General features: G+C 67.2%; 24 protein-coding genes. 14 read left to right on the top strand and 10 right to left on the bottom strand.

The features are described 5' to 3' along the window. Nucleotides 1–117: 117 nt before the first annotated feature. The 4 genes from IPI67_08875 to IPI67_08860 are packed head-to-tail and all read left to right on the top strand — an operon-like array spanning nt 118 to nt 3,077. Nucleotides 118–921: a hypothetical protein gene (locus IPI67_08875; protein ID MBK7580302.1), complete on the top strand. Its 804-nt coding sequence runs from the start codon at nt 118–120 to the stop codon at nt 919–921. A 47-nt stretch (nt 922–968) separates the two neighbouring features. After that, complete coding sequence (locus IPI67_08870) at nt 969–2,477, top strand: hypothetical protein (protein MBK7580301.1); 1,509 nt, start codon at nt 969–971, stop codon at nt 2,475–2,477. After that, nucleotides 2,434–2,706: a hypothetical protein gene (locus tag IPI67_08865; GenBank protein ID MBK7580300.1), complete on the top strand. Its 273-nt coding sequence runs from the start codon at nt 2,434–2,436 to the stop codon at nt 2,704–2,706. Before IPI67_08870 ends, IPI67_08865 begins: the two co-directional genes overlap by 44 nt. 11 nt (nt 2,707–2,717) lie before the next feature. Further along, nucleotides 2,718–3,077: a GFA family protein gene (locus IPI67_08860; GenBank protein MBK7580299.1), complete on the top strand. Its 360-nt coding sequence runs from the start codon at nt 2,718–2,720 to the stop codon at nt 3,075–3,077. A 3-nt stretch (nt 3,078–3,080) separates the two neighbouring features. On the opposite strand, the gene IPI67_08855 is transcribed toward IPI67_08860, so the two are convergent. Then, nucleotides 3,081–3,506 carry a helix-turn-helix transcriptional regulator gene (locus IPI67_08855; GenBank protein MBK7580298.1) on the bottom strand — a complete coding sequence of 142 codons (426 nt, stop codon included), beginning with the start codon at nt 3,504–3,506 and terminating at the stop codon, nt 3,081–3,083. A gap of 369 nt (nt 3,507–3,875) precedes the next feature. Here IPI67_08855 and IPI67_08850 point away from each other — a divergent pair, with 369 nt between their 5' ends. Both IPI67_08850 and IPI67_08845 read left to right on the top strand, forming a co-directional pair. Then, the gene (locus IPI67_08850) at nt 3,876–4,307 is read left to right on the top strand and encodes a response regulator (protein MBK7580297.1); all 432 of its coding nucleotides are present in this window, start codon (nt 3,876–3,878) and stop codon (nt 4,305–4,307) included. Nucleotides 4,308–4,393: 86 nt separating this feature from the next. After that, a complete protein-coding gene (locus IPI67_08845; protein ID MBK7580296.1) occupies nt 4,394–6,004 on the top strand; it encodes an acyl-CoA carboxylase subunit beta in 1,611 nt (536 codons plus the stop codon). Between the two features lie 15 nt (nt 6,005–6,019). On the opposite strand, the gene IPI67_08840 is transcribed toward IPI67_08845, so the two are convergent. Beyond that, a complete protein-coding gene (locus IPI67_08840; protein MBK7580295.1) occupies nt 6,020–7,861 on the bottom strand; it encodes a hypothetical protein in 1,842 nt (613 codons plus the stop codon). A gap of 249 nt (nt 7,862–8,110) precedes the next feature. Beyond that, complete coding sequence (locus IPI67_08835; protein ID MBK7580294.1) at nt 8,111–9,616, bottom strand: DUF1565 domain-containing protein; 1,506 nt, start codon at nt 9,614–9,616, stop codon at nt 8,111–8,113. Nucleotides 9,617–10,020: 404 nt separating this feature from the next. On the opposite strand from IPI67_08835, the gene treY reads away from it, so the two are divergent. The 3 genes from treY to glgX are packed head-to-tail and all read left to right on the top strand — an operon-like array spanning nt 10,021 to nt 16,516. Next, nucleotides 10,021–12,672, top strand: a complete 2,652-nt coding sequence (gene treY / locus IPI67_08830) for a malto-oligosyltrehalose synthase (protein ID MBK7580293.1) — start codon at nt 10,021–10,023, stop codon at nt 12,670–12,672. Beyond that, entirely contained in the window at nt 12,669–14,393 is a 1,725-nt protein-coding gene (treZ, locus tag IPI67_08825; GenBank protein ID MBK7580292.1) for a malto-oligosyltrehalose trehalohydrolase, read from the top strand. The genes treY and treZ overlap by 4 nt, the downstream gene beginning before the upstream one ends. Continuing rightward, a complete protein-coding gene (glgX, locus tag IPI67_08820) occupies nt 14,390–16,516 on the top strand; it encodes a glycogen debranching protein GlgX (protein ID MBK7580291.1) in 2,127 nt (708 codons plus the stop codon). The genes treZ and glgX overlap by 4 nt, the downstream gene beginning before the upstream one ends. Nucleotides 16,517–16,561: 45 nt before the next feature. Here glgX and IPI67_08815 read toward each other — a convergent pair whose 3' ends face one another. From IPI67_08815 to IPI67_08795, 5 genes are all read right to left on the bottom strand, one after another. Further along, complete coding sequence (locus tag IPI67_08815) at nt 16,562–17,392, bottom strand: FHA domain-containing protein (GenBank protein ID MBK7580290.1); 831 nt, start codon at nt 17,390–17,392, stop codon at nt 16,562–16,564. A gap of 201 nt (nt 17,393–17,593) precedes the next feature. After that, nucleotides 17,594–18,946 (bottom strand): serine/threonine protein kinase, encoded by a 1,353-nt coding sequence (locus IPI67_08810; GenBank protein ID MBK7580289.1) that lies wholly within the window; start codon nt 18,944–18,946, stop codon nt 17,594–17,596. A 12-nt stretch (nt 18,947–18,958) separates the two neighbouring features. After that, nucleotides 18,959–20,236 carry a VWA domain-containing protein gene (locus tag IPI67_08805; protein ID MBK7580288.1) on the bottom strand — a complete coding sequence of 426 codons (1,278 nt, stop codon included), beginning with the start codon at nt 20,234–20,236 and terminating at the stop codon, nt 18,959–18,961. 88 nt (nt 20,237–20,324) lie between these two features. After that, nucleotides 20,325–21,194 carry an SUMF1/EgtB/PvdO family nonheme iron enzyme gene (locus IPI67_08800; protein ID MBK7580287.1) on the bottom strand — a complete coding sequence of 290 codons (870 nt, stop codon included), beginning with the start codon at nt 21,192–21,194 and terminating at the stop codon, nt 20,325–20,327. A 117-nt stretch (nt 21,195–21,311) separates the two neighbouring features. Beyond that, nucleotides 21,312–22,208, bottom strand: coding sequence for a hypothetical protein (locus IPI67_08795; GenBank protein MBK7580286.1), 897 nt, complete (start codon nt 22,206–22,208; stop codon nt 21,312–21,314). Nucleotides 22,209–22,255: 47 nt separating this feature from the next. Between IPI67_08795 and IPI67_08790 the strand changes: the two genes are divergently transcribed. The 3 genes from IPI67_08790 to IPI67_08780 all read left to right on the top strand — a co-directional run bounded on the left by IPI67_08790 (nt 22,256) and on the right by IPI67_08780 (nt 23,892). Beyond that, complete coding sequence (locus tag IPI67_08790) at nt 22,256–22,780, top strand: hypothetical protein (protein ID MBK7580285.1); 525 nt, start codon at nt 22,256–22,258, stop codon at nt 22,778–22,780. Beyond that, nucleotides 22,781–23,509, top strand: coding sequence for a sulfite exporter TauE/SafE family protein (locus IPI67_08785; protein MBK7580284.1), 729 nt, complete (start codon nt 22,781–22,783; stop codon nt 23,507–23,509). Between the two features lie 122 nt (nt 23,510–23,631). Beyond that, entirely contained in the window at nt 23,632–23,892 is a 261-nt protein-coding gene (locus IPI67_08780; protein MBK7580283.1) for a hypothetical protein, read from the top strand. A gap of 45 nt (nt 23,893–23,937) precedes the next feature. On the opposite strand, the gene IPI67_08775 is transcribed toward IPI67_08780, so the two are convergent. Next, nucleotides 23,938–25,014 carry a hypothetical protein gene (locus tag IPI67_08775; GenBank protein ID MBK7580282.1) on the bottom strand — a complete coding sequence of 359 codons (1,077 nt, stop codon included), beginning with the start codon at nt 25,012–25,014 and terminating at the stop codon, nt 23,938–23,940. Between the two features lie 314 nt (nt 25,015–25,328). Between IPI67_08775 and IPI67_08770 the strand changes: the two genes are divergently transcribed. Both IPI67_08770 and IPI67_08765 read left to right on the top strand, forming a co-directional pair. Continuing rightward, complete coding sequence (locus tag IPI67_08770; protein MBK7580281.1) at nt 25,329–26,159, top strand: glycerophosphodiester phosphodiesterase; 831 nt, start codon at nt 25,329–25,331, stop codon at nt 26,157–26,159. Nucleotides 26,160–26,164: 5 nt separating this feature from the next. Continuing rightward, nucleotides 26,165–26,581, top strand: a complete 417-nt coding sequence (locus IPI67_08765) for a hypothetical protein (protein ID MBK7580280.1) — start codon at nt 26,165–26,167, stop codon at nt 26,579–26,581. A gap of 1 nt (nt 26,582) precedes the next feature. Here the strand turns inward: IPI67_08765 and IPI67_08760 are convergent, their stop codons facing one another. Further along, complete coding sequence (locus IPI67_08760; protein MBK7580279.1) at nt 26,583–26,993, bottom strand: hypothetical protein; 411 nt, start codon at nt 26,991–26,993, stop codon at nt 26,583–26,585. Nucleotide 26,994 lies beyond the last annotated feature (1 nt).

Genomic DNA, 26,994 nt, shown 5'->3' with positions numbered 1-26,994 from the left:
CGCGAGAGCGCCGATGTCCTGGAAGCAATCCCATCCCGAGCTGATCGAGCCGATTGACCAGATTCTGCTCGCAGATCCCCACGCCGAGCGGCGCAAAATGTTCGGGTACTGAAGCGCTTGGCAAAGACCCGGGATCCGTTCTGGCTCGAGGCAGGGCTGCTGGTCGCGACCCTCGTTGGCGGCGCCGTGCTGCGCTACTGGCTGTCGACGGTCGTACCCTTCGATGCGGGTGAGGTCGTTCAGCTCGAAGAGGCGACGGATCCGGAGCGCTCGCTGCGTGTGCCGTTCGTCATGCTGAACGGCGCGACCTTGTTCGCGCTCTACGCACTGGTCCGCCGCAGCGCGGGCGTGGGCGCGGCCTTCGCGGTCGAGCTCGCGCTCCAGAGCAGCATGACTTTCCAGTACGAAGCAATGCGCATTCGCTTGCTCTCTCCCGTCGTCCTGCTCGTCACGGTCGGGCTGGTCTACGTGCGCATGACTCGTGCCCCCCAGCGTCTACCCGAGCGCGTGAATCAGGCTCTCTTGGCCCTGGCGCTCCTGCTCGGCCTGCGGGAGCTTCATCTACTCGCGACGCTGCGACCAACACTCGCTCAGATCCGCGCATCGACCCAGGCCGACGTCGAGAGCCTCGCCGCGAGCTTCGCGGCCTGTGGTGAGCCGCGGGAGCAGACCCGAGCCAGCTTGCACCGCTGCGGCGTGGCCTGGCCCAAGGTCCGGTCGCTGGACCAGCAAGAGGCACTCTGGGAGCACCAACGGCGGCTCGGCAGCGCCGCGATTGGCGTCTCCAGCCGAGAGCAACTCGCTGCGCTTCCGGAGGGCGATGGGCTCGCGCTGTTCGACGCCGAGGGCGCAGGTTTCATCCTGGTGCCCCCGGGCCCGTTGGCGCAAACGGCGCGCCGCATGCTCGCCACCCGACGCTGAGGGTGATCGGACGCGACGCCGGATGGGTGGCGCGCTACGCTTCGCGCATGCTTCGGGGGCGGCTCTGGCACTCGTACCTGCTCGCGGCCGTCACGGCCGTCGCCTGTTCGGGCGAGGACACGACTCCATCCTCGTCCGAACCCGAATGCAGCGCCGGCGCGGTGCAGTGTTCGCCCGACGCCTTCACCCTGCAGCGCTGCGAGGACGGCGCATGGAAGGCGACCGAGTGCATGCGGGACCAAGGCAAGCTGTGCGAGGCCGGAAGCTGCGTGGACCCCTGGCGCTTTGGGGATCCGAAGTTCGATCAGTGCACCGGTGAGCCCAAGGCCACAGCCGAGTCGCTCCGCCAGAAAGCCGAATACTTCGAGGAGGTCTCGCGCCGCCTGCACGTACACCCGAAGCTCGGCTGGATGAGCGACGTGAAGCTGCCCTGTGCTGGCAGCGACTGCACGAAGGCGGGAGTGGCCGAGACGTCAGCGACCTGGCAGGACGTCGCGAGCTGGGAGAGCGGCGAGAACGACGGGCTCTGGAGCGCGCTCTACCTCGGTGCCGAGGCCTATCGCTGGGCAGCAACGAAAGACCCCGCAGCCCTCGACATGCTGAAGCTGCTGCTCGCAGGGGAAGTCACACGCATGCGTGTCACCGGTGTTCCGGGCATCTTCACCCGGCAGCTGATTCCACCCGGCATCCAGGGCATCGCCTGCCCGAGCGACCCACAGGCCTACGTGCCGGACGTCGAGAAGGACGACAACCGCTGGGTGAAGGTCGGCGACGACGGCTGTCTCGAGAGCGTCGATGCCACGACACTCGCGTGGAAGAAGTCCAACGTGTGCGGGCTCGCAGATCTCGCCGGCTACTGCTTCCTCGATAACGTCAGCGAGGACGAATATGCCGGTCACATGTTTGGCCTCGGCGCGGTTGCGAAGCTGGTCGACGACGCGGACATTCAAGCCATCGTCAAGCAGTTGCTCGTGCAGGTCGGCGATCACCTGATCGAACATCAGCTCACCCTCGTCGACTGGGACGGGCGGGTGACGGAGCACGGCAGGCTCTGGGCTGGCTCGTTCTTCGGCGGTTACAACGCCACGATGAGCCTGTCTTTCATCAAGACCATCGCGCTCGCCACCGGCATCCAGAAGTACGAGGCCTTTTACCAGGATTGCCTGCTGCAGCGCAGCGGGGAGACGCTGCATTGGGCACCTGGGTGCCACGAACAAGCCCTACGACGACGTGCTGTCGCCGACTGGCCTGAACCTCGGCTGCAAGGCCAACTGGAACAACTACAGCATGCACATGCTGTCGCTCCACTCGCTGCTCTGGGGCGAACACGATCCGATCGTGCGCACCAAGGTGCAAGCCGTACTCGAAGGCGAGATGTGGGATCCACCCGACTACCAGCGACCGCTGTCGGAGCAGAACAACGCGTTCTTCGACTTCATCTACGCAGCCGCCAAGAAGCTCGGCCCCGGCGGCGACGGCGGCGAGAGCAGCGCCGTGAAGAACGGCAACTGCATGCTCCGCCAGTTCCCCGCACACAAGCTGCCCGTCGCGAGTAGTTGCCCCGCAACCAGTTGCGTCGAGGTGTGCAAGGACCGCTCCGGTGAGCCGATGACCGACTACCCGCGCCCGGTCGCGGAGCGCTGCCTCGCGCGCTTCGTGTGGTGGGGGTCACCCTACGGGACTGGCGCTTGCGACGCCGATCCGCGCAAGGTCTGGTCACCGGCGGACTATTTGGTTACCTACTGGATGGGCCGTTATTACGGCTTCATCGAGCCAGAGAGCTGAGGCGAGCAAGAATGAGCGAACGACGCAGGTACTCCGGCGGCTGTCACTGCGGACAGGTCCGCTTCGAAGTCACGACGGAGCTCGCCCAGGTGATGCAGTGCAACTGCTCGATCTGCTCGAAAAAGGGCTTCTTGCTGAGCTTCGTGCCCGAGTCGGATTTCACGCTCGGCTCCGGGCAAGACGCGCTCTCCGAGTACCGGTTCAACCGGCACGCGGTCGCCCACCTGTTCTGCAAGACCTGCGGCATCCAGTCCTTCGGCCGCGGCAAGGGGCGCGATGGTTCGAGCATGATCGCCCTGAACGTGCGCTGCCTCGACGACGTCGACGTCGCGAAGCTCGCCATCACCGAGGTGGACGGCAAACAGCTCTGACGTTTAGAGCAGCAGGCGCAACAGATCCGAGCGCGTCTCGGCGCCCAGCTTGCCGAGCACGTTCGCGACGTGGAAGCGCGCCGTGCGCTCGGTGATGCCGAGCGCACGGGACATGTCCGCAGCGCTTCGACCGAGCAACAACAGATCGAGCACGGCGAGCTCTCGAACCGACAGCTTTGCCCGCCGTGCGCGCTGATCCAGGCGCGCGCGCTGAAGCGCGCTGATGAGCCCGTCGGAGAGCTGGACAACCAGCATCCGGTAGCGGCTGTCGCCCAGCGGCTCGGCGATGGCCACACGATGACCGCCGGCAGCAGAGGCGAGCACCGCGGGTTGCTTCGTCGCTCGCGTCTGCCCGAGGACCGGACAACCTGGACACGGTGCCGGGGAGTTGAACAGCGTCTCGTGACAACGCGTGGACAACCGGTGCATCGGGCCGAGCACGAGCGGGTCGAACTCGACCAGATCACCCCCGTGCAACTTGATCTCGTAGACCGCGGTGTGAAAGCGGCCGCCGTGCAAGCGCAGCTCACCGGAGCCGGGGTCCCGGGAGCCACGCGTCGGTCGGCGGCGCTCAGCGCGTTTGCGAGGCGGCTTCGAGCTGGTGGGGGTGCCCGGCACTACTACGGAGTTCGCCCGGCGCCGGCGCCCCCGCAACTGGCGTTCCGGCCAGGTGGCCCTGGCCCCCACCCTGGCCCAAACGCCAGGTGACAGCCGCAGCGCAGGCGCGCATTTTCGCTGGCCTGGGGGCAGCAGGGGGCGCCACCAACCCAAAAAGGCGAACGGTCGTTCGAGCAACCCATGGCAGCGGACCCGGCTTTGTCCCCACGACCGCGTGTGCTGGTCATCGACGACAACGTCCTGCTCGGACGCCAGCTCGGGGCCTGTCTGTCCCTGACCTACGAGGTCCAGGTTGCGGACGGGGCGGCCGCGGGCCGGCGGACCCTGGCCTCACTCAACTGCGACGCCGTGGTGTGTGACGTGTGTATGCCCGAAGAGTCGGGCCTGGACCTCTACACGACGATGCCGGCGGACACACAGGCGCACTGGGCCTTCATGACGGGGGGAGTGCTCGACCCCGCGCTCGCCCAGCGCCTGACGCGCGTGACCTGCCCCGTCTTGTTCAAACCGTTTCAGCTGGGCGCCGTCGAGCGCTTGGTCGCCCAGCTGGTGTCGGGACAAGACTGTACCCACCCGTCCTGCCGCCGCAGCCATCGTCGGGACACACGCTGAGAGGGCAACACTCCGACTCTCGGGACTTGCGCGCGGTGTCGAAGCCCATGACCTGAGCCGCTGGCCGATGCTAGCGTCAGCGCAAGATGCAGCAGGCCTATCCCGTCCTCCGCACGAAGGTCGACAAGAAGAGCGCGGAGTTCTGCGCAAACCGCGAGAAAAACCTGGAGAGCCTGGCCAAGCTCGCCGAGGCGCTCGAGAAATCCCGCGCCGGCGGCGGCGCAAAGTACGTCGAGCGGCACAAACGCACGGGCAAGCTGCTGCCGCGTGAGCGCATCGAGCTGCTCATCGATCGCGACGCGCATTTCCTCGAGCTCTGCGCCTTGGCCGGCCACGAGGTCGACGACCACTCCACGGGCGCGAGCATGGTCGGCGGCATCGGGGTCGTGAGCGGAGTCGAGTGTGTGATCACCGCCAGCGAGTCCACCGTCAGAGGCGGCGCCATCAACGAGCTTGGTGTGCGCAAGACCCGGCGGCTGGCGGAGGTCGCCGAGCAGAATCGTCTGCCGGGGATCAGCCTGATCGAGAGCGCCGGGGCGGATCTGCCCAATCAGCACAAGATATTCGTGCCCGGCGGCCGCAGCTTCCGCGACCTGACCCGTCGCTCGGAGGAGCGGATCCCGACCGTATGTGTGGTGTTCGGCAGCTCAACCGCCGGCGGCGCCTACGTGCCGGGCATGAGCGACTACGTCGTGATGGTTCGGCAGCAGGCGCAGGTCTACCTCGCCGGGCCGCCGCTCGTGCGCATGGCCACGGGAGAGGAGACCGATCACGAGTCCCTCGGCGGCGCCGAGATGCACAGCAAGATCTCCGGTGTGAGTGACTACCTGGCGGACGACGAGCGCGACGCCATCCGCATCGCGCGGGAGATCATGGCTCACCTGAACTGGAAGAAACAGGGACCCGAGCCTGGGCGCGACGTCGAGCCGCCCCGCTTCGATGCCGAAGATCTGCTCGGCATCACCAGCGCCGACACGCGTGTGCCCTTCGACGCGCGGGAGGTCATCGCGCGGCTGGTCGACGGTTCTCGGTTCTCCGAATTCAAGGCGCTTTACGGCTCGACGCTGGTCTGTGGCTGGGCCTTCATCCACGGGTACCCGGTGGGGATCCTGGCCAACAACGGCATCTTGTTTTCCGAGAGCGCCAACAAGGGCGCGCAGTTCATCCAGCTTTGCAATCAGAGCAACGTCCCGCTGTTGTTCTTGCAGAACATCACTGGCTTCATGGTCGGGAAGAAGTACGAGCAAGAGGGCATCATCAAGAACGGCGCGAAGCTGATCAACGCCGTCTCGAACAGCACCGTGCCCGCCATCACCATCATGATCGGCGCCAGCTACGGCGCGGGCAACTACGCCATGTGCGGGCGCTCCTACGATCCGCGGTTGCTGTTCACCTGGCCCAACCACCGCATCGCCGTGATGGGCGGCAAACAGCTGGCGGGCGTCCTGGAGATCATCCGACGCGAGGCGGCGGCAAAACAGGGGGTCGCCGTGGACGAGCAGCAACTCGAGATGGCCAAACAGATGATCGAGCTGAAGATCGACCAGGAGAGCGAGCCGTTTTTTGCCACTGCGCGGCTGTGGGACGACGGCATCATCGACCCGCGCGACACCCGCAGCATCGTCGGCATCGCGCTGTCCGCGGCGCACACCGCGCCGGTGGCGGGCACCACCAGCTGGGGCGTGTTCCGCCATTAGCACGTTGATTGGTGCTCAGGGCTTGATGCAGGCCGGATCGTAGAGCGCTACGTCGTCGACGCTGAAACCGCCGCTGTTGAACACACCCGACTGCAGGACCGAGTAACAGAAGCGGACCCTGAAGTTGGTGCTCTTGTAGGCGGTGACGTCCAGGCTCTGGACGGTCCACTGCGCGTCGTCGATGCACGCATTGCCGTTCGACCAGAGCTGAGTCCAGTTGCTTCCGCCGTTCTTGCTGGCGTCGACATGGCTGACCATGTAGCCGACCTCGTCCGAGTGGAGGTGACGGAAATAACCCAACGTCACCGCGCCCGGCTCGAGCGACGTGTTGATTGATGGGCTCGTCAGGCAGTAGTCGCCGTGGACCGTGGTTCCGGTGCAGCCACCCACGACGACACCCGCCACACCGTTGTCGTTCGTCCCGCTGTGATCCGAGCTCGGATCTTCACCACCACAACTGCCGCTCGCACAGCTGCTGCTCTTCGCGGGTGCGATCTCCCATTGGGTACCGAGTGTCCAGCCGGCATTGTTGTCCGAGAAGTCTTCGGAGAAGACCCGTGTCTTCGGGACGTGCGACAGCCCTCCGGGCGTCGTGCAATTGTCGATGGTGCAAGGATCCGCGTCGTCGAGAGGCTGCTTCGTGAACACTGCCCCGCTCGCCGGACTGCAGGTCGAAGTCGTGCACTGGTCGGCGTCCGTCTTGACCGGGCTCGACACCACGCTGACGTCGTCGAGCGTCCAGCCGCCCAGGCTGTAGACCTGGACGCTGCCGATATCGAAGCCAAACCGCACGCGGAACTGCTGGTTTTTGTAGGCCGTGACGTCGAACGACATGGGATACCAACCGACACCGCGGGGCGGCGCGTCGATCAGGACGTTGGGCTGTGTCTGGTCCAACGTGTTCCAGAGCACCACCCAGCCAGTGCCGTCCCAGACCTCGACGCGGCTGCGCATGTAGGGGGTGTAGTCGGCGTTCAAGTAGCGCCAGAGCCGAAGCTCGACGAACGCCCCGGGGGTTGCCTGGGTCGTGTCGATGTTCGGGCTCTCCAGGTAGTAGAACCCGTGCACGGTCTTGGCAGGGAAACCGCCGATCACGACACCGGCAACACCATTGTCGGCGTTCGGGGAGTGGTCGTTTGCGGGGTCGTTGCCGCCGAACGCCGCGTTCGTGGAGGCCTTGGATACGCCAATCTCCCACTCGGTGCCGAGCTTCCAACCCGCCGAGTTGTTCTTGAAATCCTCCGAGAAAAGCGTCGTCTCGCCGACATGGCTCACACCCGTGGTGGGGTTGCACAGATCCGTGGTGCAAGCGTTGTTGTCGTCGATATCGAGCTTGGTGTTCGAGCAGGTACCGGCGCTGCAGGTGTCCTTGGTGCAGGCGTCATTGTCGTTGCACTGAGGGTCCGTCGTGCAGCCGCCGCCACTGCCACCCGTCGCTCCACCAGTGCCGCCCGTCGCTCCGCCGATGCCGCCCGTCGCTCCGCCGGTGCCGCCCGTCGCTCCGCCGGTACCACCCGTTGCTCCGCCGGTACCGCCCGTTGCTCCGCCGGCTCCGCTGGCGCCGCCGCTTCCGCTGGCTCCGCCGCTCCCACCGGCACCAGCCGCGCCACCCGTCGCGCCACCCGACCCGCTGACGCCGCCGCTGCCGGACGCTCCGCCGCTGGCTCCGCCGGTTCCTCCGATCGCGCCGCCGCTTCCGCCGCTCACACTTCCGCCGCTGCCCCCCGTCACACCGCCGCCGCTTCCGCCACCGGTCGCCGCTCCGCCGGAGCCGAAGCCAACGCTGTCGTCGCCCCCGCAGCCGACCAGACCCAATCCCGACAACAGTGCAAAAGCTACGACACGTCCCGCGTCCATGTGACCTCCCAGAACGTCGGGGTGTAGCACAAGCGCGGTAGCTCGTCGCACAGCGGGCAAGAGCCTTCGCAGACGCGAACGCCACGTGCTGACGCACATGCGCCTGACCGCCGTGCAGCGTTCGCTATCAGGTCGACCCAGGAGCGCTGTCCGAGTCTCGGCGCCGAGGCCGGAGCAGCGGCAGCGCGGACAGCGACGCAATCGCCATGACCGCGAACGCAACACCGTAACCCGCTCGCGCGCTCGGGCTCAGGGCAGAGGCTCGAACGCGCCGATGGACGGCGTGGACGCATAACACTTGCCGGTGAAGTCGCCGGTGACCTCAGTCAGGGGTTTTCCCTTGCCTGCTGCGGGGCTCGTGGCCGAGATCGAAAAATCTCCGCTGGCCGGGTTCGCGAGCCCGGGGTCTTGCCCCGTCACCGCAGCAACCTCGGCCGCCGGCAAGTTCGTGGGAGCCGACTGGCTCGGGTTGTCGTGCGCGAACCAGAGGTTGTTCGAGAACTGGAAGCTCGCCGCCTGGGTGTTTGCTCCCACGTTCACGTAGGTCGAGAGCGCGCTGCGATCAAAGTAGACCAAGTTGTTCACGAAGCGCCCGTCTGCCGCGGGCAAGAACCCGTACCCCCCGCTGGTCGTGGTCTCCTGCAAGATGCGCAAGATCCAGTTGTTCGGATCGACGATGGTGTTGTTTGCGGCCAGGCAGTCGACGCAACCCACGAATGCCAGCGCCGCCGTCGAGCCGGAAATGACACTGGCGACGACTCGAATGTTCTTGGCTTCGAAGTTCGGAGAGCTCGCGGAGAGCGGTGGGCGGAAGAACTGAAATCCGGTCGAGCCGCCCATGTTCACCGCACGCTCCCCGGCGTCTTGCATCGAGCACGCACGGATCTCGATGTCCTCACTCCCACCCTTCGCCTGGACGGCGTTACCGCTCATCTGTGTGAAGGTCGAGCGAGCGATGAGCCCGTGATGGCAGCCAACGTGGTCGATCCCGCTGCCGGACCCCGCTCCGCCGCAACGGGCGAACTTGCTATCCACGATCCAGAAGTCGTCGAGCCCGCTGAGCTTGAGGCAGTCCTCGTTGCCGCCGGACCCGACATCGTGGATGTCCAGCCCCACGAAGCTCACGAAGCGGGTGGCTTCCGCGTTGGCGTAGTCGCCGCCGTCGTCGACGTTGATGCCGTTCTGTGTGCTGCCCTTTACCTCGAGATCGTGCAGCACGAGGTAGCGCACTTTCGTGAGGTGCACGCCCTCACCTCCTCCGTCGATGATGGGCTTTTTCTCGCCCGGCGCGCCGCCGATCCAGATTGGCGCGCCGACCGAACCGGCGAGATCACTCAGGTAGGTACCGCCGCTGTAGGTGCCCGCGTGGATCCGCACGGCCGTCCCGGGTTTGGCGAGCGCAGCGCCCTTCTGGATGGTCTTGAACGGTTTTGGCAACGACCCGTCACCCGTCGCATCGTCACCACTCGCGCTCACGTGCAGCTCTTGAGTCGGAGTGAGCCCCGTGGCGAACGTCGTGATCGCACCACACGCGCCGCCGCTGCCACCGCTGCCACCGCTGCCACCGCTGCCCGCCGCGCCGCCCACGCCACCCGACGCGCCGCCCGCGCCACCGCTACCGCCGGTTGCCCCGCCGCTGCCACCCGACGCTCCAGCTGCACCCCCCACGGCGCCACCGCTGCCGCCGCTTGCACCGCCGCTGCCACCGCCGCCTGCGCCATCGTCGGAACCACAGCTCCAGAGCGTCAGGCACACGCAGAGAGACAGCCAACGCGGCCGAGGACGCGGAGGCCGTGCCGCGCCACGTGCACACACGGAGACGACGTGATCGCGTCGCGGGCTCGAAGACTGCATGACCTGCACCTCGCACGCGAGCTTAGCGGAAATCCAAGAATTCACTGCCAAACTGCCGGCCCTCGTCGCTCCGGAAATACGCACGCCTCGGCTTGGGCTTTCCACTTTGCAGCTTTCGTGCGAAGAAGACTCGTCTGCGGGGCCGTGAGCGGCGTGGGCAGGGAACCACCGAGCTCGCCCGCACTGGCGTTCGAGCGCGCGGAGGCCGGCGACGAGGCCGAAGCGTCAGCTCGCTGCTGGCGACCGCCGCTTCAGTCGGCGAGAGCAACTCTGGTAACCTCTCAGCTTCGAGACTTCGACCTCTGATGCGCAAGATCCCCAAGTCCACCTATCGGCTCCAGCTTCAGCCAGAATTCACGCTCGATCAGGCCGGCGAGCTGGCGGACTACTTCGAGGCGCTCGGCGTGAGCCACGCCTATCTGTCCCCGCACCTGCAGGCCGCAAGCGGTAGCACTCATGGCTACGACGTGGTGGATCACTCCCGAGTCAACGCGGAGCTGGGCGGCGAGGCAGCGCACGAGCGCATGCACGCCGCTCTCAGCGCCCGCGGCATCGGCGTCGTCGTCGATCTGGTGCCGAACCACATGTCCATCGGCACGGACGCCAACCGCTGGTGGTGGGACATCCTGGAAAACGGCCGCGCGAGCCTGTACGCATCGTACTTCGACGTCGACTGGCATGCGCTGGAGCAGAAACACGAGAACCGCGTGCTGCTGCCGATCCTCGGTAAACATTACGGCACCGAGCTCGAGGCGGGAAACATTCGCCTGGAGCGACGCGGCGGCAACTTCGTGGTCGTTGTCTACGATCGCACGTTGCCCATGGCGCCACTGTCCCTGCCGGAGGTGCTCGAAGCTGCAGCCATCGCTTGCGGGTCGGATGAGCTGCGGTTCTGCGCGGAAGCAGTGGCGCGCTTGCCCGCCCCGACAACGACCGACCCGGCCGAGGTGCGCGCGCGAGAGCGTGACCGGCGTGTGCTCGGTCAGCTCCTTGCGCGTTTGTTCCGTGAGCAACCCGAGGTCGGCGCAGCGGTGGACCGCGAGCTCTCGGCGATCGTGTCCGACTTCGAGCGCCTCGACGCGCTGCTCGAGCGGCAGAACTACCGACTCTCACACTGGCGCGCGGCGCGGCACGATCTGGCATACCGGCGTTTCTTCGACGTGAGCGAGCTCGCCGCGCTGCGCGTGGAAGACGAAACGGTGTTCGCCGAGACGCACGGCCTGGTCCTGGATTGGGTACGGCGGGGCATCGCCGACGGCCTGCGGGTGGATCACCCGGATGGTCTCCGAGATCCGGAAGCCTATCTGCGACGGCTGCGTGAGAGTGCGCCGGACGCCTGGCTCGTGATCGAGAAGATCCTCGAGCCGGGCGAGCGGCTGCCGGAGACGTTCCCCGTCGACGGGACGACCGGCTACGATTTCATGCGCTTCTTGACGGGCCTTCAGCTCGATCCCGAGGGCTCCCGAGCGCTGGCGGTGGTGTTCGAGCGGTTCAGCGGCGAGGCCCGGGGAGACTTCAGCGAGTTCGTGCGCGAGAACAAACGCAAGGCCCTGCGGGAGCTGCTCGGCGCCGATCTCGACCGGTTGGCGGTGGTCGGCCGGGCGCTGTGCGAGCAGCACCGTGAGTCACGAGACTTCACGACGGAGGAGATCCGACAGGCGCTGAAAGAGATCGCGGCCTGCATGCCCGTCTACCGGACGTACCTGCGCGCGGGACATCCCCCTCGACCCGCCGATTCCGAGCTGCTCCACGCCGCGCTGTCGCGTGTGCGCCGAGAGCGGCCCGAGATCGACCCCGAGCTCCTGGACGTGCTGACTCCCGTCCTGAACGGGACCCGCACCGGCCCGCGGGAGACCGATCTCGCGCTGCGCTTTCAACAGCTGACCGGGCCCGCCATGGCCAAGGGCGCGGAGGACACGGCGTTCTTCGCCTGGGGGCATCTGTTGTGCACTCTGGAGGTCGGACACGACCCGGGCGAACCCTGCGTCAGCCTGGAACAGTTCCACGCCGAGTGCGCTCGGCGCGCGACCGAGCTGCCCCACTCCATGTTGTCCAATTCGACGCATGACACCAAACGCAGCGCCGACGTGCGCGCGCGACTCTGCCTGCTGTCGGAGTGCGCGACGTACTGGGGTGACACGCTGGACGCGGTCTGGGAGAAGGCAGAACGCTACGTCGAAGAACCGCTCGATCGTGCGACCCTCCACTACTTCTTCGAGAGCTGGGTCGGAGCTGCACCCGTGACGGCAGAGCGCTTGGAGAACCACATGCTCAAGGCCGTGCGTGAGGCAAAGACCCACACGGCATGGACACACCCCAACCTTCGCTACGAGCAGGCTCTCGCGGCCTTCTGCCGAGCGTGTTTCACCGACGAGTCGGTCCGGCGCGAGATCGAGCAGCTGGTGGGCTTCTTGAGGCCCGCGTGGTGCTCGAGCGCGCTCGCGCAGCACCTCTTGCTGTTGACCGCGCCAGGTGTGCCGGACCTGTATCAGGGCAACGAGCTGTGGGACCTCAGCCTCACGGATCCGGACAATCGTCGGCCGGTGGATTTCCAGCTCCGACGGCGCCTGCTCCAAGAGGTCGGCTCGATGTCGGCCGAGACGGCCCTCGCGCGTAGCAACGAGGGGCTGCCGAAGTTTCTGGTCACGGCTCGGGCCTTGGCGCTCCGCAAGCGGGCGCCCGAACACTTCGTGGGCGCGGCCTACGAACCCGTGCTGGCATCCGGCCCGCGCGCGGACCGAGTCGTGGCCTTCATGCGCTCCGATCGCGTGCTCACGCTGGCGCCTCGCCTGTGTCTGGGTGTCGCCGAGCGGGGCTGGCAGGACACCACTCTCAGTGTTCCGCGGGGGAGCTGGCGCGATGTGCTCAGCGGTCAGAGCTGGCATGCGGGCGAACACCGCGTCGCAGAGCTGCTCGGGCGATTCCCGGTCGCGCTGCTCGAACGAGAGGGTGCATGAGGACGCTGGAAGTCTGGGCACCGCTCGCCGAGCGCGCCGACGTCGTCGTCGGCGAGGTGAAGATCCCCATGCACGCCGATGGCGACGGTTGGCATCGCGCAACCGACGCCCGCTTCGCGCCCGGCGTGGACTACTGGTTCTCGTTGGACGGCGGCGCGCACACGCCCGATCCACGCAGCCGCGAGCAGCCCGCGGGACCGCACGGGCCGTCGCGCATCGTGGACCTCGGGAGTTTCCCCTGGACCGACGCGGGTTTTTCGGCGCCGCCTCTGGGAAGCGGCGCGGTGTACGAGCTACACCTGGGCACCTTTTCGCCCCAGGGCACCTTCGAAGGTGCAGCCGAGCGACTGACTCATCTCGTGAACCTGGGCGTGACGCACGTCAGCCTGATGCCGGTAGCTGATTTCCCGGGGCAGCGCGGCTGGGGCTACGACGGGGTCGGACTCTGGGCGGTTCATCGCGCGTACGGTGGGCCCCAAGGCCTGATGCGCTTCGTGGACGCCTGTCACGCTCGCGGCCTGGGAGTGTTGCTCGACGTCGTCTACAACCACCTCGGACCCGACGGGAACTATCTCGGGCGTTTTGCTCCGTACTTCACCGACGAATATCGGACGCCCTGGGGGCAAGCCGTGAACCTCGACGGAGCAGGCAGCGACGAGGTGCGGCGCTTCTTCTGCGACAACGCCTGCGCCTGGCTCACCGACTATCACGTCGACGGATTGCGCCTCGACGCAGTGCACGCTTATTACGACCGCTCGGCGCTGCACTTCCTGGAGGAGCTGCGTCAGCGAGTCGCCGAGCGCGCAACCGAGCTCGGTCGCCGGCTGGTGCTGGTGGCAGAGAGCGACCTCAACGATCCCCGACTCTTGTGGCCAGACGCGCGCGGGGGCTACGGCCTCGACGCGCAGTGGAGCGACGATCTGCACCACGCCCTGCATGCATGGCTCAGCGGCGAGCGCGCCGGCTACTACGTGGACTTTGGTGAGGTCGAACACGTCGCCGAGGCGCTCGCGCACGCCTTCGTGTACCGCGGCCAGAAGAGCGTGTCGCGCGGCCGACGCCACGGGCGTTCAGCGGATGGGCTCGGGGCCGATCGGTTTTTCGCCTACGCCCAGACCCACGATCAGATCGGCAATCGCGCCCTGGGTGAGCGGCTGGTCGCCCTAGCCGGGCACGAGCGCGCCAAGATCGCCGCCGGCCTGGTGTTGACGTCACCCTTCGTGCCGATGGTGTTTCAGGGCGAAGAGTGGGCCGCGTCGACCCCGTTTCTGTACTTCACCGACCACACGGATCTCGAGCTCGGTCAGGCAGTGAGCAAGGGCCGCAGGCAGGAGTTCGCGGCTTTCGGTTGGCCCGAGGCCGACGTCCCGGACCCGCAGAGCGAGGAGACCTTCGTCCGATCCCGCCTGGTCTGGACGGAGCTCGACCGAGAGCCCCATCGTGCGATGCTCGACTGGCACAAGTGCCTGCTCGCTCTTCGGCAGGAGCGCTCGGATCTTCGTAACCCGGACCTCGGCTCCGTGCGGGTCAGCGTCGGAGAGGCGCTGCGAATCGAGCGCGAACGCACGACCATCGTGGCCAGCCTCTCGCCCTCTCGGACCTCGCTCCGTGCCGGCAAGCGCGGGGTATTGCTCGCCTCTCAGCCGAACGTGACGCTGTCGGATGGGGTGCTGCAAATGCCCGGCGATTCCCTGGCCGTGATCGACGGAGGCTACGCTTGAAGGCGGCAGAGGTGTGGCCCGGTGAGCCCTACCCGCTCGGCGCGTTGTTCGACGGCTCGGGCACGAACTTCGCGCTCTTCAGCCAGATCGCTGAACGCGTCGAGCTGTGCCTGTTCGACGGGCGGAACACCGAGACTCGGTTCGACCTCGTCGAGGCAACCGGCGACGTCTGGCACGGCTACCTGCCCTCCGTGCGGCCCGGACAGCGTTACGGCTACCGAGTTCACGGCCCCTACGCTCCCGAGCGCGGACTGCGCTGCAATCCGCACAAACTGCTGCTCGACCCCTACGCGCGCGCGCTGGACGGTGAGCTCACCTGGGGCGAGAGCTTGTTCTCGTATCGGTTCGCAGAACCCGACGGCGCGATGAACACGGACGACAGCGCCGCTCACGTACCGAAGTCCGTGGTCGTCAATCCGTACTTCGATTGGCGGGGAGCCACACGACCGCGCACCCCCTGGCACCGCACGATCATCTACGAGGCCCACGTCAAGGGCATGACCAAGCTCCACCCTCGCATTCCAGACTCGCTGCGCGGCACCTACCTGGGGCTGGCACACCCGGCAATGATCGAGCATTTCCTCGCCCTGGGTGTGACCGCCGTCGAGCTCTTGCCCGTTCACCACTTCATTCACGACCACGCACTGGCGGAGCGCGGGCTCGTCAACTACTGGGGTTACAACACCATCGGCTACTTCGCGCCGCACGCCGACTACGCCAGTCGCCCCGGTGAGCAGGTTGCAGAGTTCAAGGAGATGGTGCGCCTGCTGCACGCCGCCGGTCTCGAGGTGATCCTCGACGTCGTCTACAACCACACCGCCGAGGGCAATCAGCTTGGCCCAACGCTGTGTTTCCGGGGGCTCGACAATGCGGCCTACTACCGAATATCCCCGGAAAACGCGCGCTACTACGTCGACTACACGGGTTGCGGCAACAGCCTCAACATGCGCGATCCGCACGTGTTGCAGCTGATCATGGACTCACTTCGGTACTGGGCCGGCGAGCTGCACGTGGACGGTTTCCGCTTCGACCTGGCCAGCGCTCTGGCGCGGGAACTGCACGCGGTAGACCGGCTGTCGGCCTTCTTCGACTTGATCCAGCAGGACCCGCTGCTGCGCGGCGTGAAGCTGATCGCGGAGCCCTGGGACGTGGGTGAGGGCGGCTATCAAGTTGGGAATTTCCCGGCGCAGTGGTCCGAGTGGAATGGTCGCTATCGCGACACCCTGCGCGACTTCTGGCGGGGCGGTGACGCCCTGCTGGGCGAGTTTGCCTACCGCTACACCGGCAGCTCCGACCTCTACGATTGGACCTCGCGGCGCCCGAACGCGAGCATCAACTTCATCACGGCCCACGATGGTTTCACGCTGCGCGACCTCGTCTCTTACAACGAGAAACACAACGAGGCGAACGGCGAGCACAACCGCGACGGGGAGAGCCACAACCGCTCCTGGAACTGCGGCGCCGAAGGGGCGACGGACGACCCGACCGTGCTCGAGCTGCGCGCGCTCCAGCAAAAGAACCTGTTTGGCACACTACTACTCTCGCAGGGTGTGCCGATGATCGCGGCGGGCGACGAGCTCGGTCGAACTCAACACGGCAACAACAACGCCTACTGCCAGGACTCGCCCGTCTCGTGGCTCGACTGGGAGAACGCGGACCAGGGCATGCTGGAGTTCGCCCGCATGATCGTCGCGCTCAGGACGAAACACCCAGTCTTTCGCCGGCGCCGCTTCTTCGCCGGGCACGACGTGCGAGGAGACGGCCTCTCGGACATCGGCTGGTTCCGACCCGACGGGAAACCGATGACCGACCGGGACTGGCAGGTTGCGTTCGCCAAATCGCTCGCCGTATTTCTCAACGGTGATGGCCTCGGTCCCGGCTCGCGTGGGGAGAAGGTCTTGGACGATCACTTCTACGTGATGTTCAACGCCCACCACGAGCCGCTGGCGTTTCGCCTTCCCGATCGGGTCGGCGGCCCGTGGAGCGACCTCGTGGACACGGCCCGGCCGGACGGGCGCGGAGCCGGACGACGCGAGCTGCAAAATGGCGCCCGGATCCGCGTCAGCCCACGCTCCCTCAGACTGCTGACGCGCCCAGGCACGCCGCCGGACGAGACCCCCTGACCGGCTCCGCCAGCGAGCGATCCAAGGGGCAGAGCCCGCACTCGGTCAATCCGGGCGGGGAGCGGCAAGACCGCGAAGCCTCGCCTCGAGCGCCGCTGCAACCAGCGCGGCAAGCTTGCCGATCGACCCGATTTCGGACCAGGCGCGGACCGGCTCGCTGCCCTGCCGTTCGAGCCACAACACCCCAAACGCGATGTTCGCGACGACCAGCGGGATGGCGACTCGTGTTCGAGGCCGCCAGTTCCGGTAAGCGTTCCCCTCCGACTCCACACGCTGGGCAATCGCTCCGCTCGTCAGCGCCTGCCCGATGAGAGCGACGTCGAACTCGGGTTTCTCGGGTGCGGCACAGCTCCCGGGCAGCAACGTGATCGGCGCGAGGCCCTGCATGCCGGCCGGCTCGACCAAGATCAGAGCGCCCCAGTCAGCCCGCGCAAGATCGATGGCGACCCTGAGCGCACCGGTGAAGGCTGCTGCAACGTTCGTCGCGTCGAGCAGCCCGCCGACCGCGCACACGAACCGGTGGTCAGCAGCGACGCTGGCGTCTGGACTGAGCGGCGAGCTCGCCTGTTCGAAGCGCAGCGTCGTCGAGCCGACGGCGATGACGTCGCGGTGGTGCAGGCGACACTCACCGCGGACCCGCTGCCCGTTGAGGTACGTCCCATTGAGCGACCTGAGGTCGCGCAGATAGTGAGCGTCTCCGCGCCGCTCGATCCGGCAATGAACCTTCGAGGCGACGCTATCGAGGAGCTGGATGTCGTTGGCTGGGTGGCGCCCGATGCGGTGGGAGCCGACAAGCCGGAAGCTCTCTTCTCGGGAGCCTGTGTTCCAGACCAGACGCGTTTCGACGGGCGGCGCGAAGGGGTCGGCGGACGGCATGGGCCGCCGAGGTGCAAGGGGCGTGCTGGGAAAGAAACGCCGAAAATTCCAGCAGTGGCCGGCGGAGCTGCACCAAGCGGGCGCGGGCTGGCGCTCGAATTTGGAGCGGACGCGGGCGCTGGGCGCGGACGCCGCTGGGGCAGCTCGAGCTGGCGCAAGTGCAGATGCGGCGCGATTGCGATTGCGAACGCGGACTCGGGCTCAGCTGAGCCGAATGTGGCCGGCGTCGGTCAGCGCGACGAGCAGGCTGAGCGTCTCGCGCCGCGGCAAGTGCGAAATGTCCAGCAGGTCTTCCACCACCGAGCCGCTCTCGATGCGGGACAACAGGAAGGCTTGTCGCGGACTGAGTCCGTCCTTGGTGTCCTCGACGACCTTGACCGCCCGCTCCGTACCGCCGAGCAGTCCCTCGTAGACCGCCTCCAAGCGCTGCGCGAGCTCACCCCCCGCACCCATGTCGGCGTGGGACTCGGCCACCGCACACAAACCACGCGCAGCCCCAATGTCCCCTTGCAAGAGCGCGCGCTCCGCGGCAGCCACAGACTCCGCGAGCATCGACGGCTCTGGCATATGGCGCATGGTCACCGCGTCGCCTCCAACGGGTCGAAGCGGATCGAGCAGCGCAATGGCCAGCGGCTGCGCCCCCGCCGTGTTCACGAGCGGGGGTGGTGCGCTGCTGAAGCTCACTTCCATGTTTGCGTCAGCAGCACGGGTGAGCGCGACGGCGAAGTCACTCACGTGGGGGTAGCGCTCCGCGGCGCTCTTCGACATCGCGCGCGCCATCACGGCGTCGATGCCAGCCGGCAGAGTCGGCCGGAGCTGGCGCAGCGGGACAGGGTGTGAGAAAGCCACCGACTGGAGCGTCTCCGTGGGGCTCTTTCCCACGAACGGGAGCTTGCCGGTGAGCGAACGGTAGACGACACACGCAAGCGCAAACTGATCGACGGCCGTGCCGATCTCACCCCCGATGGCCTGCTCGGGCGCCATGAACTGCGCTGTGCCAACGACCTCGAACTGTCGGGTGATCTTGCGCCCGCCCACCACCGCGCGGCTGATGCCGAAGTCGAGCAGCTTGACGAACAGTGGCTGACCCGGCCGGGTCGTGATGAACACGTTCGCCGGCGTCAGGTCCCGGTGGATCAGACCCTTCGCGTGAGCTTCGGCGAGCGCAGAGGCGATCTGCCAGACGATCAACACGACCTGGTTGAACTCCAGCGTGCCTTCTCGAGCGAGGAGCGTGGCGAGGCTCTCGCCCTGCAAGAGCTCCATTACCAGGTAGAGCTCTCCCTCCGGGGTAGCGTCGAAATCCGTGACTTGGACGATGTTGGGGTGGTGGAGCTGACTGATGGTCTCCGCCTCACGCTGGAACCGCAGTGCGGCATCGGCGTCTCCCGCAAGGTGCTGCGCGATGACCTTGACCGCAATCGGCCGTTTCAGCCGCACGTGCTCGGCCTCGAACACACTGGCCATGCCACCCTCTGCCATGCAACGGACGATGCGGTAGCTGTTGCCCAGCACGCGCCCGATCAGCGGATGCGTCGAGTCATTGCCGTCCATCCAGAGCTCGTCTCAACCCGGAGTCGGCTGATCACAGCCAAACACCACGTCGACGTCGGTGACGGACTGCGACTTCAGTTTGTCGCAATCGACCCCGTAGAACGTGAGCTGGTTGGTGGCCGCGTCGTAGTCCCATCCAGCCTGGTGGGTCTTGTCCTGTGGCACCTTGACGTTGTCGAAGAACACGAAGATCTTGCTCGGATCCTTGGGTGTGGTGCTGAGCGTGAAGGTGCAGCCGATGATGCTGCCGGCGATCTTCCCCAGCGCCGCTTGCAGGCTCTGGGTGTCGTCCGCCTTGTAGTATTTGACGGTTGGCGCCGTCGGATCGTTGTTGGGGACGCCACCGGCAATCGCAAACTTGTTCATCTGTGCGGCGTCGATGCCGGTCCCGAAACCCAGCACGAAGGTGGAGACTCCCGCGGCGTTCATCTGGGTGATGATCTTCTCGGTACCCGCATCACCCCCCGCCGCCGAGCAGCCCGCTTGGGCTCCGTCCGTGATCAGCAGCGCGTAACTCTTGCGCGTGGTGTCCTGAAACGCCGGCTCCTGGCTCGCCTGCTGCATCGCCGTGTCGATGTTCGTCACACACGGGCCGTCGGGAAAATACTTGTCGGCCTTCTGCAGCGCCGCGGTCAAGAGCGCCTGGATCTTCGACTCGTTGCCGTCCGCCACCGCGAACGCCGGCGCGTCCTGTGTGCACTTGTCGCCGGTGATGTCGGGGAAGAGCCCGATGCCCCAGCGGATCTTGCCATTGAAGGTCGTCATCATCTGGTTGAGGGCATCGACGGCGATCACCCACTTGGTCTTCCCGCCGCCGCCAGCACCGGTCATCGAACAGCTTCGGTCGAGCGAGATGAACATGTTGGGCGCCACGGCTTCGATGGCGAACTCCTCGGCGCCGCACCCACCGCCGGGCACACACTTCTGGGTCGCCGCGTCGCAGGTGAGCCCCGCTCCGCAGTCCCCCGCTGCAGCACACGTTCCGGTCGGGATGCACGCCTTGGTGGAGCTACAGAAGTTCCCGGACTCGCAGTCGCCGTCGGCGACACACGTTCCGGTCGGCGCGCAGGTGTTCGATACCGAACAGAACTTGCCTGCTCCGCAGTCCACATCGTCGGTGCAGCCGGCGCTCGAGCCGCCACTTCCGCCCGCGCCACTGGTTCCGCCCTTGCCCCCGGTCGACGTTGCCGCGCCACCACCGACGACCTCGCCCCCGTCATCGCCCCCGCAGCCGAAAGCGAGGGACGCGAGTCCCCCCATCAAGACCACCGCGCTGAGCCATCGCGTCATCGAGTCCTCCGAGGGTAAGCCTTGCTGATGGTAGCGGTGCCCGCAGCCTTCTGCACGGACAATTGCGGCCTGCCCGGGGCGCGCCCCTTTAACCCGGCTCGACGCCCTTGCAGCAGCGAAACCCGATCTCGTAGAAACGGAAGCTGTTTCCGTGGTTGGTCACGGCGTTTTGGCACGTGCGCGACTCCGCCCAGTAACGACCCTTGAGCGAGCCGGAGAGCTCCGGACCCGAACCGCCATCCCGGCGCCGCGTCCACTCCTCCACGTTGCCGCAGAGATCGAAGACCGCGTCCGGACCCGCGCAGGCTCCGTTCGAACCGCTCGGCTCCGCCTGGTACAACGTCTCTACGTGATCAGCCGCGATCTTCGCCGAGGGCGAGATCGCCCGAGCGGCATCCAGGAGCTGAGTCAACGTCTCGATGTTCGGCTTCGAGACGCTCCACGGCCAGCCGTTGAGCTTGGACTGATCGTAGAGCTTCCAGCTCTCCTCGTCATTGCACGTTCCGGGCTGGTGCGCGTCCCCGTAGGGGTATTTGGCACCGCTCGGTCCCGCACAGCTACGCGTCCACTCGTCGTCGAAACACAGGCGTTTGCCCCGAGCCTGACACCAGGCCTCACTCTCGGTGAACGTGTACATGACCAAGGGCAACGCTCCGACCACGTTCGGAGCCTCGAAGCGATCGACGCAATAATCTTCGACGAGCTGCATGTCCGCAGGGCAGGCGCTGGCAGCCTCTGCCTCGGCTTCGGTGGGGGCATCACTCACGGCAGAAGAGTCCGTTGCGTCACCCGGCGGGGCGGCCTCTTCCGCTTGCTGATCCGACACCTCGCTGCCACCAGCGTCGTGACCCGCCGCTCCGCCGCCAGCACTCCCTGAGTCGCCGTCGTCGCCGCTACAGGCCCAGGGTGCGAGCGCCGCGGCGCACACGACCACGGTCCAGCAAGCGCCGCGCTTCATCCCACTCATCGTAGCTCGGCCTTCGGTCGCCCGTGCCGGCGGTTGCGCAGGGAGCGAGGGGCGGCCGGAAGAACACCCACGAAACCCGCCCCGCGCGGCGCTGGTTCGGCCCGAGCCTCACTCCTCGGCGGGAGCTTCCGGCTCGAGCTCCGCCGGCGCCGAGGAGAGGAACAAGTCGGCGGTTTGTTGGCCGAGGCGGCCTCGGACCCGCGCCTCCACCCGGAGGCTGACCTGCTCGGGCGACGGTGGCAGGCGCACGAGGGGCAGCGGGATCGAGAGCGCGCTCGCCGGCCCCATCGAGTGCCAACCGTCGGGCAGTTTGCCGCGCGAGGCCAGCTTCGCGATGTCTGCCGGTGAAATGATGCGTTCGTCGGCGAGGCGCCCGCCGCGCTCGAAGATCACGCGCAGCACCAGGGTGCCACCGGGCGATTTCGGATCGTGGAGGGCGAGCTCCAAGGGTCTTGGTCCGAGCTGCGCGAGCACCACGTCGACGACCGCGTTCGGGCCATCGACGCGCGCCTTCGATCTCACCTGGACCGCCGCGAGCGGGCGCTGCTTGGCAGTGCCGATGAGGCCGTCGAGCAAGAGCACGAGCTCGCGAGTGCCCTCGTCCTTGGAGAGCAGCGACAGCTCGGCTTGGCGTCGGCCGTGAGTGAGCCTGAGATGACCGGAGCCCTCCGCCGTCATGCCCGGCTCCTCGTTTCGATCGAGCAGTGAGTGCTCGCGAACCACTCGCTCGAGCTCGCCGCGTGTTTCCGCCGTTGGACGCACCGCGAAAAATCCGACCGGCCCGTAGGGATCACCGCGCCAGGGTTTCTGGAGCAACACACGCGCGAGGCCCTTGCCTGGGAGCGTGAGCGCAAAACCCGAGAGCGGGCGCACCGAGTCGACCCCGTAGCTCACCGAGAGGTCGTCCGAGGGGGGACCGTCCGCGGGTGCGCGGCCCCGGCAGGCCGCCGGACCGATGCTCACCAGCCAAATCAACGCCACCCAGATCGATTTCGCGCGAGGCATCCTGGCTGCTTCTAGATCGCTTCCCGCCGCTTGGGTATACGCCCCGCATGTCGAACGAGCAGCAGGGCAAGAGTGCGTTGCCCACGGTCCTGGTGATAGTGGGCGCGGTGCTCGTCGGGGTCGTCGCCATCGTCGGTGTCCTGGCCGCCCTCGCGATTTCTGGCTTCCGGAGCTACATGGTGCGCGCCAAGTCCGTAGAGGGACGCAGCGAGGTACAGCGGCTGGCGGCGGGGATCCGTCAGTGCGCGGAGGACAGCGCGGCGTCCGACTCGAGCACGGCAGCGTCCCTGCCGGCCAGCGCCCCGCCGGTCCCGGGGAGCCTGGCGGACATCTCGGGCAAAAAATACATGTCGAGCCCCGCGGATTGGACGGGGCCCAGCTACACCTGCGCGCGGTTCAGCTTGTCGACGCCGCAATACTTTCAGTACGAGTGGCAGCAGACCAGCCCCAGCAGCGGCAAGGCCATCGCTCGAGCCGACCTCGACGGGGACGGTCGCCCCGAGATCGAATACACCGCTGCCGTCACCTGTTCGGGGCCGAGCTGCAGCGTGACTCCGCCGACCGGGCCCTGAGTGACTGCACTCCCGCCTTCTTCTCTGGCCGTTGCCAGCGTGGTCCTCGCCCTCACCTCAGTCGTCCAAGGTTCGGTCGGTTTCGGTGTGGCGCTCCTGGCCGCGCCGTTTCTGGTTTGGCTCGAACCGCGACTGGTGCCCGGGCCACTGATCCTGTCCTCCACGTTGCTCACGGTGCTCGTCGCCTATCGCGACCGCGGCGCCATGGACCTGAAAGGGGTCGGACTCGCGCTCGTCGGACGTGTTCCGGGCACCCTCGTGGGTGCGTGGCTGCTCACCCGAGTTGCGGGCGCCGATCTCGGGGTGCTGTTCGGCGCGCTGATCGTGCTCGGCTGCGCCACGATGGCGTTTGGACCGCCGGTCCGGCCGACCCAAACGGCCTTGCTCGTGGCAGGCTTCGTCAGTGGGGTGATGGGTACCAGCTCCAGCATCGGAGGCCCGCCGATGGCGCTTCTTTACCAACACGAAGCCGGCACGCGCATGCGCAGCACCCTCGCCGTCTATTTTACGCTCGGGGCCATCCTTTCGCTGGTGATCCTGGCGCTCGTTGGTCGCTTCGGGAGCTGGGAGCTCGAAGCTTCGGCATTGCTCGCGCCGGGGGTGTTTTTGGGATTTCTGCTGTCCAGCCGCACCGCCCGCTGGCTCGATCGAGGACGCTTGCGCCAGGCCGTCCTGCTGACGGCAGGGCTCGCGGGCGCGGCGTTGATCGCGGCGCGTTTCATCGGTTGACGAGCTCGGGAGGCGCCGTGGAGTCGCAGCACCCGGCGGCGGCCGCCGCTACCGCTGGGCGCGCCCACGTCCCCACGCCGAAAACTGGACAGTCATTCAGTACTGCCAGTATGAACAGCCTCATGAAACTCACGACCTCAGAAACCCTGGTGCTTTTGGGACTTTTCGACCTGGCGCGGGCGGACCGGGCGGCCACCGTAGGGCGCCTGTGGGAGCAGACCCTGCTCTCCCGGGAGACAGTGGTCACTGCCATCGACCGACTCGAGGCCTGCGGCTACGCCGACCGGGCGGCACTGCGCCTGACCCTGCCCGGTCTGGCGGTCGCGGTTGCGCTCGCCTCCCGCGTGCGGCGCGCCGAGCGCAGCCGTCGGCTCGCTGCGTGATCCGGGCTCGACGGATGCGCCCCGCGTGCCTGGCTCGGCGCGCGCTCAGCTCCCCGCGCCGACCCGACCGCTGACGTTCGCGCTCGCTTGCACGCTGACGTTGATCCGCACCGACGCCTGCACCGAGGCGTTCGCGGCCGCCGCGACGCACGCAACGGCCTGCGCACCAGCGTTGCCGATGACCTTCGGCAGCCGACCGCCGATGTCGACGACGACCTTCACGTCTCCGAGCACGCGTTTGCCCAGGCCCACCTCCGCCTGGATCAAGTACGGCAGATTCGCCCGCAGCGTTGCCGCGAGCCGCATCGCCGCCTCGGCGTTCTGGCTCACGCTGACGTTCACCTGCCCCGGCGTGCACTGGGCTCGCAGGCTCGCACGGGCGTTGCAGCTTCCCTGGCACTCCCCCGACGCGCTCGGACCTTGAACGCTGGCCTCGCACTTCGGTGATTGCCACTGCCCCTGGCAGCTGGCGTGACAGGTCGCGTCACAGCCACCATTGCAGGTGCCGTTACAGGTACCGGCACATCGTCCCTGCGCGTCGACCGCACTGCATTGGCCATTGCACTGGCCATTGCAGCGGCCCTCACACTGTCCTTGGCAGGTGCCCTGGCAATAACCGGAGAGCTTGCCTGGCTCGCACTGCGCCACGATCTGACCGGGGTCGACCTGAACGTTGCACTGACCCTCGCACTGCGCCTTCGCCTGGAAGTCCATCTGACACTGCGGCGGCGCGGCTTGTACCGAGATCTGGATTCCCTGTTTGAGGATCCAATCGACCTGAGCCGAGAGCGCGCCGCAGGCGGCCTTGGCCGACGCTCCCGGCTCGTCGTTCTTGGCTTTCATGGCCTGATCCGGGACCCCGAGATCACGACCCATGTTGGTGCACGCGGTCGTCGCCAGAGCTTCCATCTGGATCGAGGCCTGCATCAGATCTTTGGTCGCGGCGACGAACGCCCGCACCTCGGCGTTGGCCTTGGCGTTGGCTGAAAAGCTCATTTGCATCGGATCGCCCGAGCCGAGCGCCGGACACGCGAGCCCGCCGAGGGCACCGAATTTCCCATCCATGCAGCTCGCGGAGACGAACACCAGGGTCAGGGCGAAGAAGAAGTGAACGATGCGCATGACGACCTCCGAGGGGAGCCGCGCTCCCGGTCGGGAAGCCTCGCCGCTCGAGCCATTCGGCGCAAGCCCGAGGGTGCGCGAGCTTTGCGCTCGTGTGCCGAGTCCGCAATTCGTCTACGAATTGCCGACTCACGACACTAGAACACCGATCAGCTTGCGCTGCTCGTGTTCTAGGACCTTTACGTTGGGGCTGCGCCCCAAACCCCCGGCCTTCGGCCGTGCGCGCTCCGCGCGCGAGCGCCGAACACCTTGCAAGTCCCGGAAAACAAACGACGTTCAACCTGTTCGGTGCTCTAGGCTCGAACACCCGAGCCATGACGGAGCCGAGACCCATCCTGAACGGACCGCGCCCGCACTGTTTCGCGCACCGGGGCGGAGCGGCGCTCTGGCCGGAAAATACACTCCCGGCGTTCGAAGGAGCTCTCGGGCTGGGCTGCGACTTCATCGAGACCGACGTGCACCTCACCCGCGACCGGCACCTGGTGCTCTTCCACGACGCCCGCCTCGAGCGCACGACCAATGGTTATGGGCAAGTCCGTGAGCACACCTTGTCCGAGCTCGAGCGGCTAGACGCAGGTTACTGGTTCTCTGACGACGGCAAACACCGACCTTGGCGCGGCAAAGGCGTGCGCATCCCGAGGCTGGAGGAGCTCGTCGCGCTCGACCCCACACTGCGCATGAATGTGGAGATGAAGCAGCAGGGCGTCGGTCTCCCGCTGGCGCTCTGGGAGCTCATCGAGCGGCGCGCTCTGCACGACCGCATCCTGGTGGCAGCGGCCGAGCGCGCGCTCGGTCGCGAATTTCGGCGCATCGCCCGGGGCCGCGTGGCTCAGAGCGCCTCGGCGTCCGAAGTGCTCGAGCTCTGGTCCGCGTGCAAGCTCGGTGCGAGCCGCCTCGTCCCCATTGCCTACGACGCGCTCCAGGTGCCCCCTGTCTTTCACGGGCTTCGGGTCATCACTCGCCAGTTCGTGCGTGCCGCCCACGCACGCGGGGTCGAGCTGCATGCCTGGACCATCGACGATCCGACGGAGATGCGCGCGCTGGTCGCGCTCGGCGTCGACGGCATCATGAGTGATCGACCTGACCTCCTGTGTGAGACCTTGCGCCCGCCGCTTGACAATCAAGGGGCCAGCTCGCGAGATTGAGCGCGATGCAGCCTCCCGGCCCCCCCGGCCCGCCCGCGCCCGGCGTGCCACCTGCCCCGCCAGCTCACGGTCCGGTCGGGGGTTACGGATTGGCGCTGCCGCCCGGCGTCAGCACCGACAGTGCGTACCGCCAGGAGGGCGGTAGCGGTGTCGAACCCACCGGTCTTGTCGGCCTGATCTTGGGCGTGCTCAGCCTGCCGCTCTACCTGTGCTGCGGTGGGTTGGCGCTGGTCCTGAACATGGTGGGGCTGGGTCTCGGCGTCGCCTCCCTGTTTCGAGTGCGCGCGGCCCCGGATCGTTACGGGAGTCGCGGAGTGGCCATCGCCGCCATCGCGATCAACGGGCTCCTCTTGCTCGCGGGCGCCGTGCTCGTCATCTTCATGTTTGGAATGATGGGCTTCGGAATGCTGAAGGGCCCGTGAATCACGGCTTCGGATCCGGCGGTGGCGGCGGCGACAGGCACACCTGAGGCTCACCCGCCGCGCCACCGGTGTTCCCGCCGTCCCCGGAGCTGCCGCTCGCTCCACCCCCACCGCTCGCTCCAGCAGCTCCGTCTGCACCACCCGCTGCACCTGAACCGCCGGCGCCACCCGCAGCACCGCCGGCGCCACCGCTCGCCGCCGCAGCGCTGCCACCGCTACCACCATCGTCACTCTTGCCGCCGCAAGCGGTCGCGGCCACCGACGCCACTCCGGCGCTCGCCAACGCCATCGCAACAAACCGGGCCCGACGCGCCAAGATCAGTCGCTTGTTCTCGGCGTCACCCATGCCGTCATGATGCGCCGACGAGTGCGGCGTGGCAAATGCCGGCACGAAGGCATTCACCGTCAGCATT

It is taken from the genome of Myxococcales bacterium (genome assembly GCA_016706225.1).
Taxonomy (GTDB): domain Bacteria; phylum Myxococcota_A; class Polyangia; order Polyangiales; family Polyangiaceae; genus JADJKB01.
This window is presented reverse-complemented; position numbering and strand designations above follow the sequence as displayed.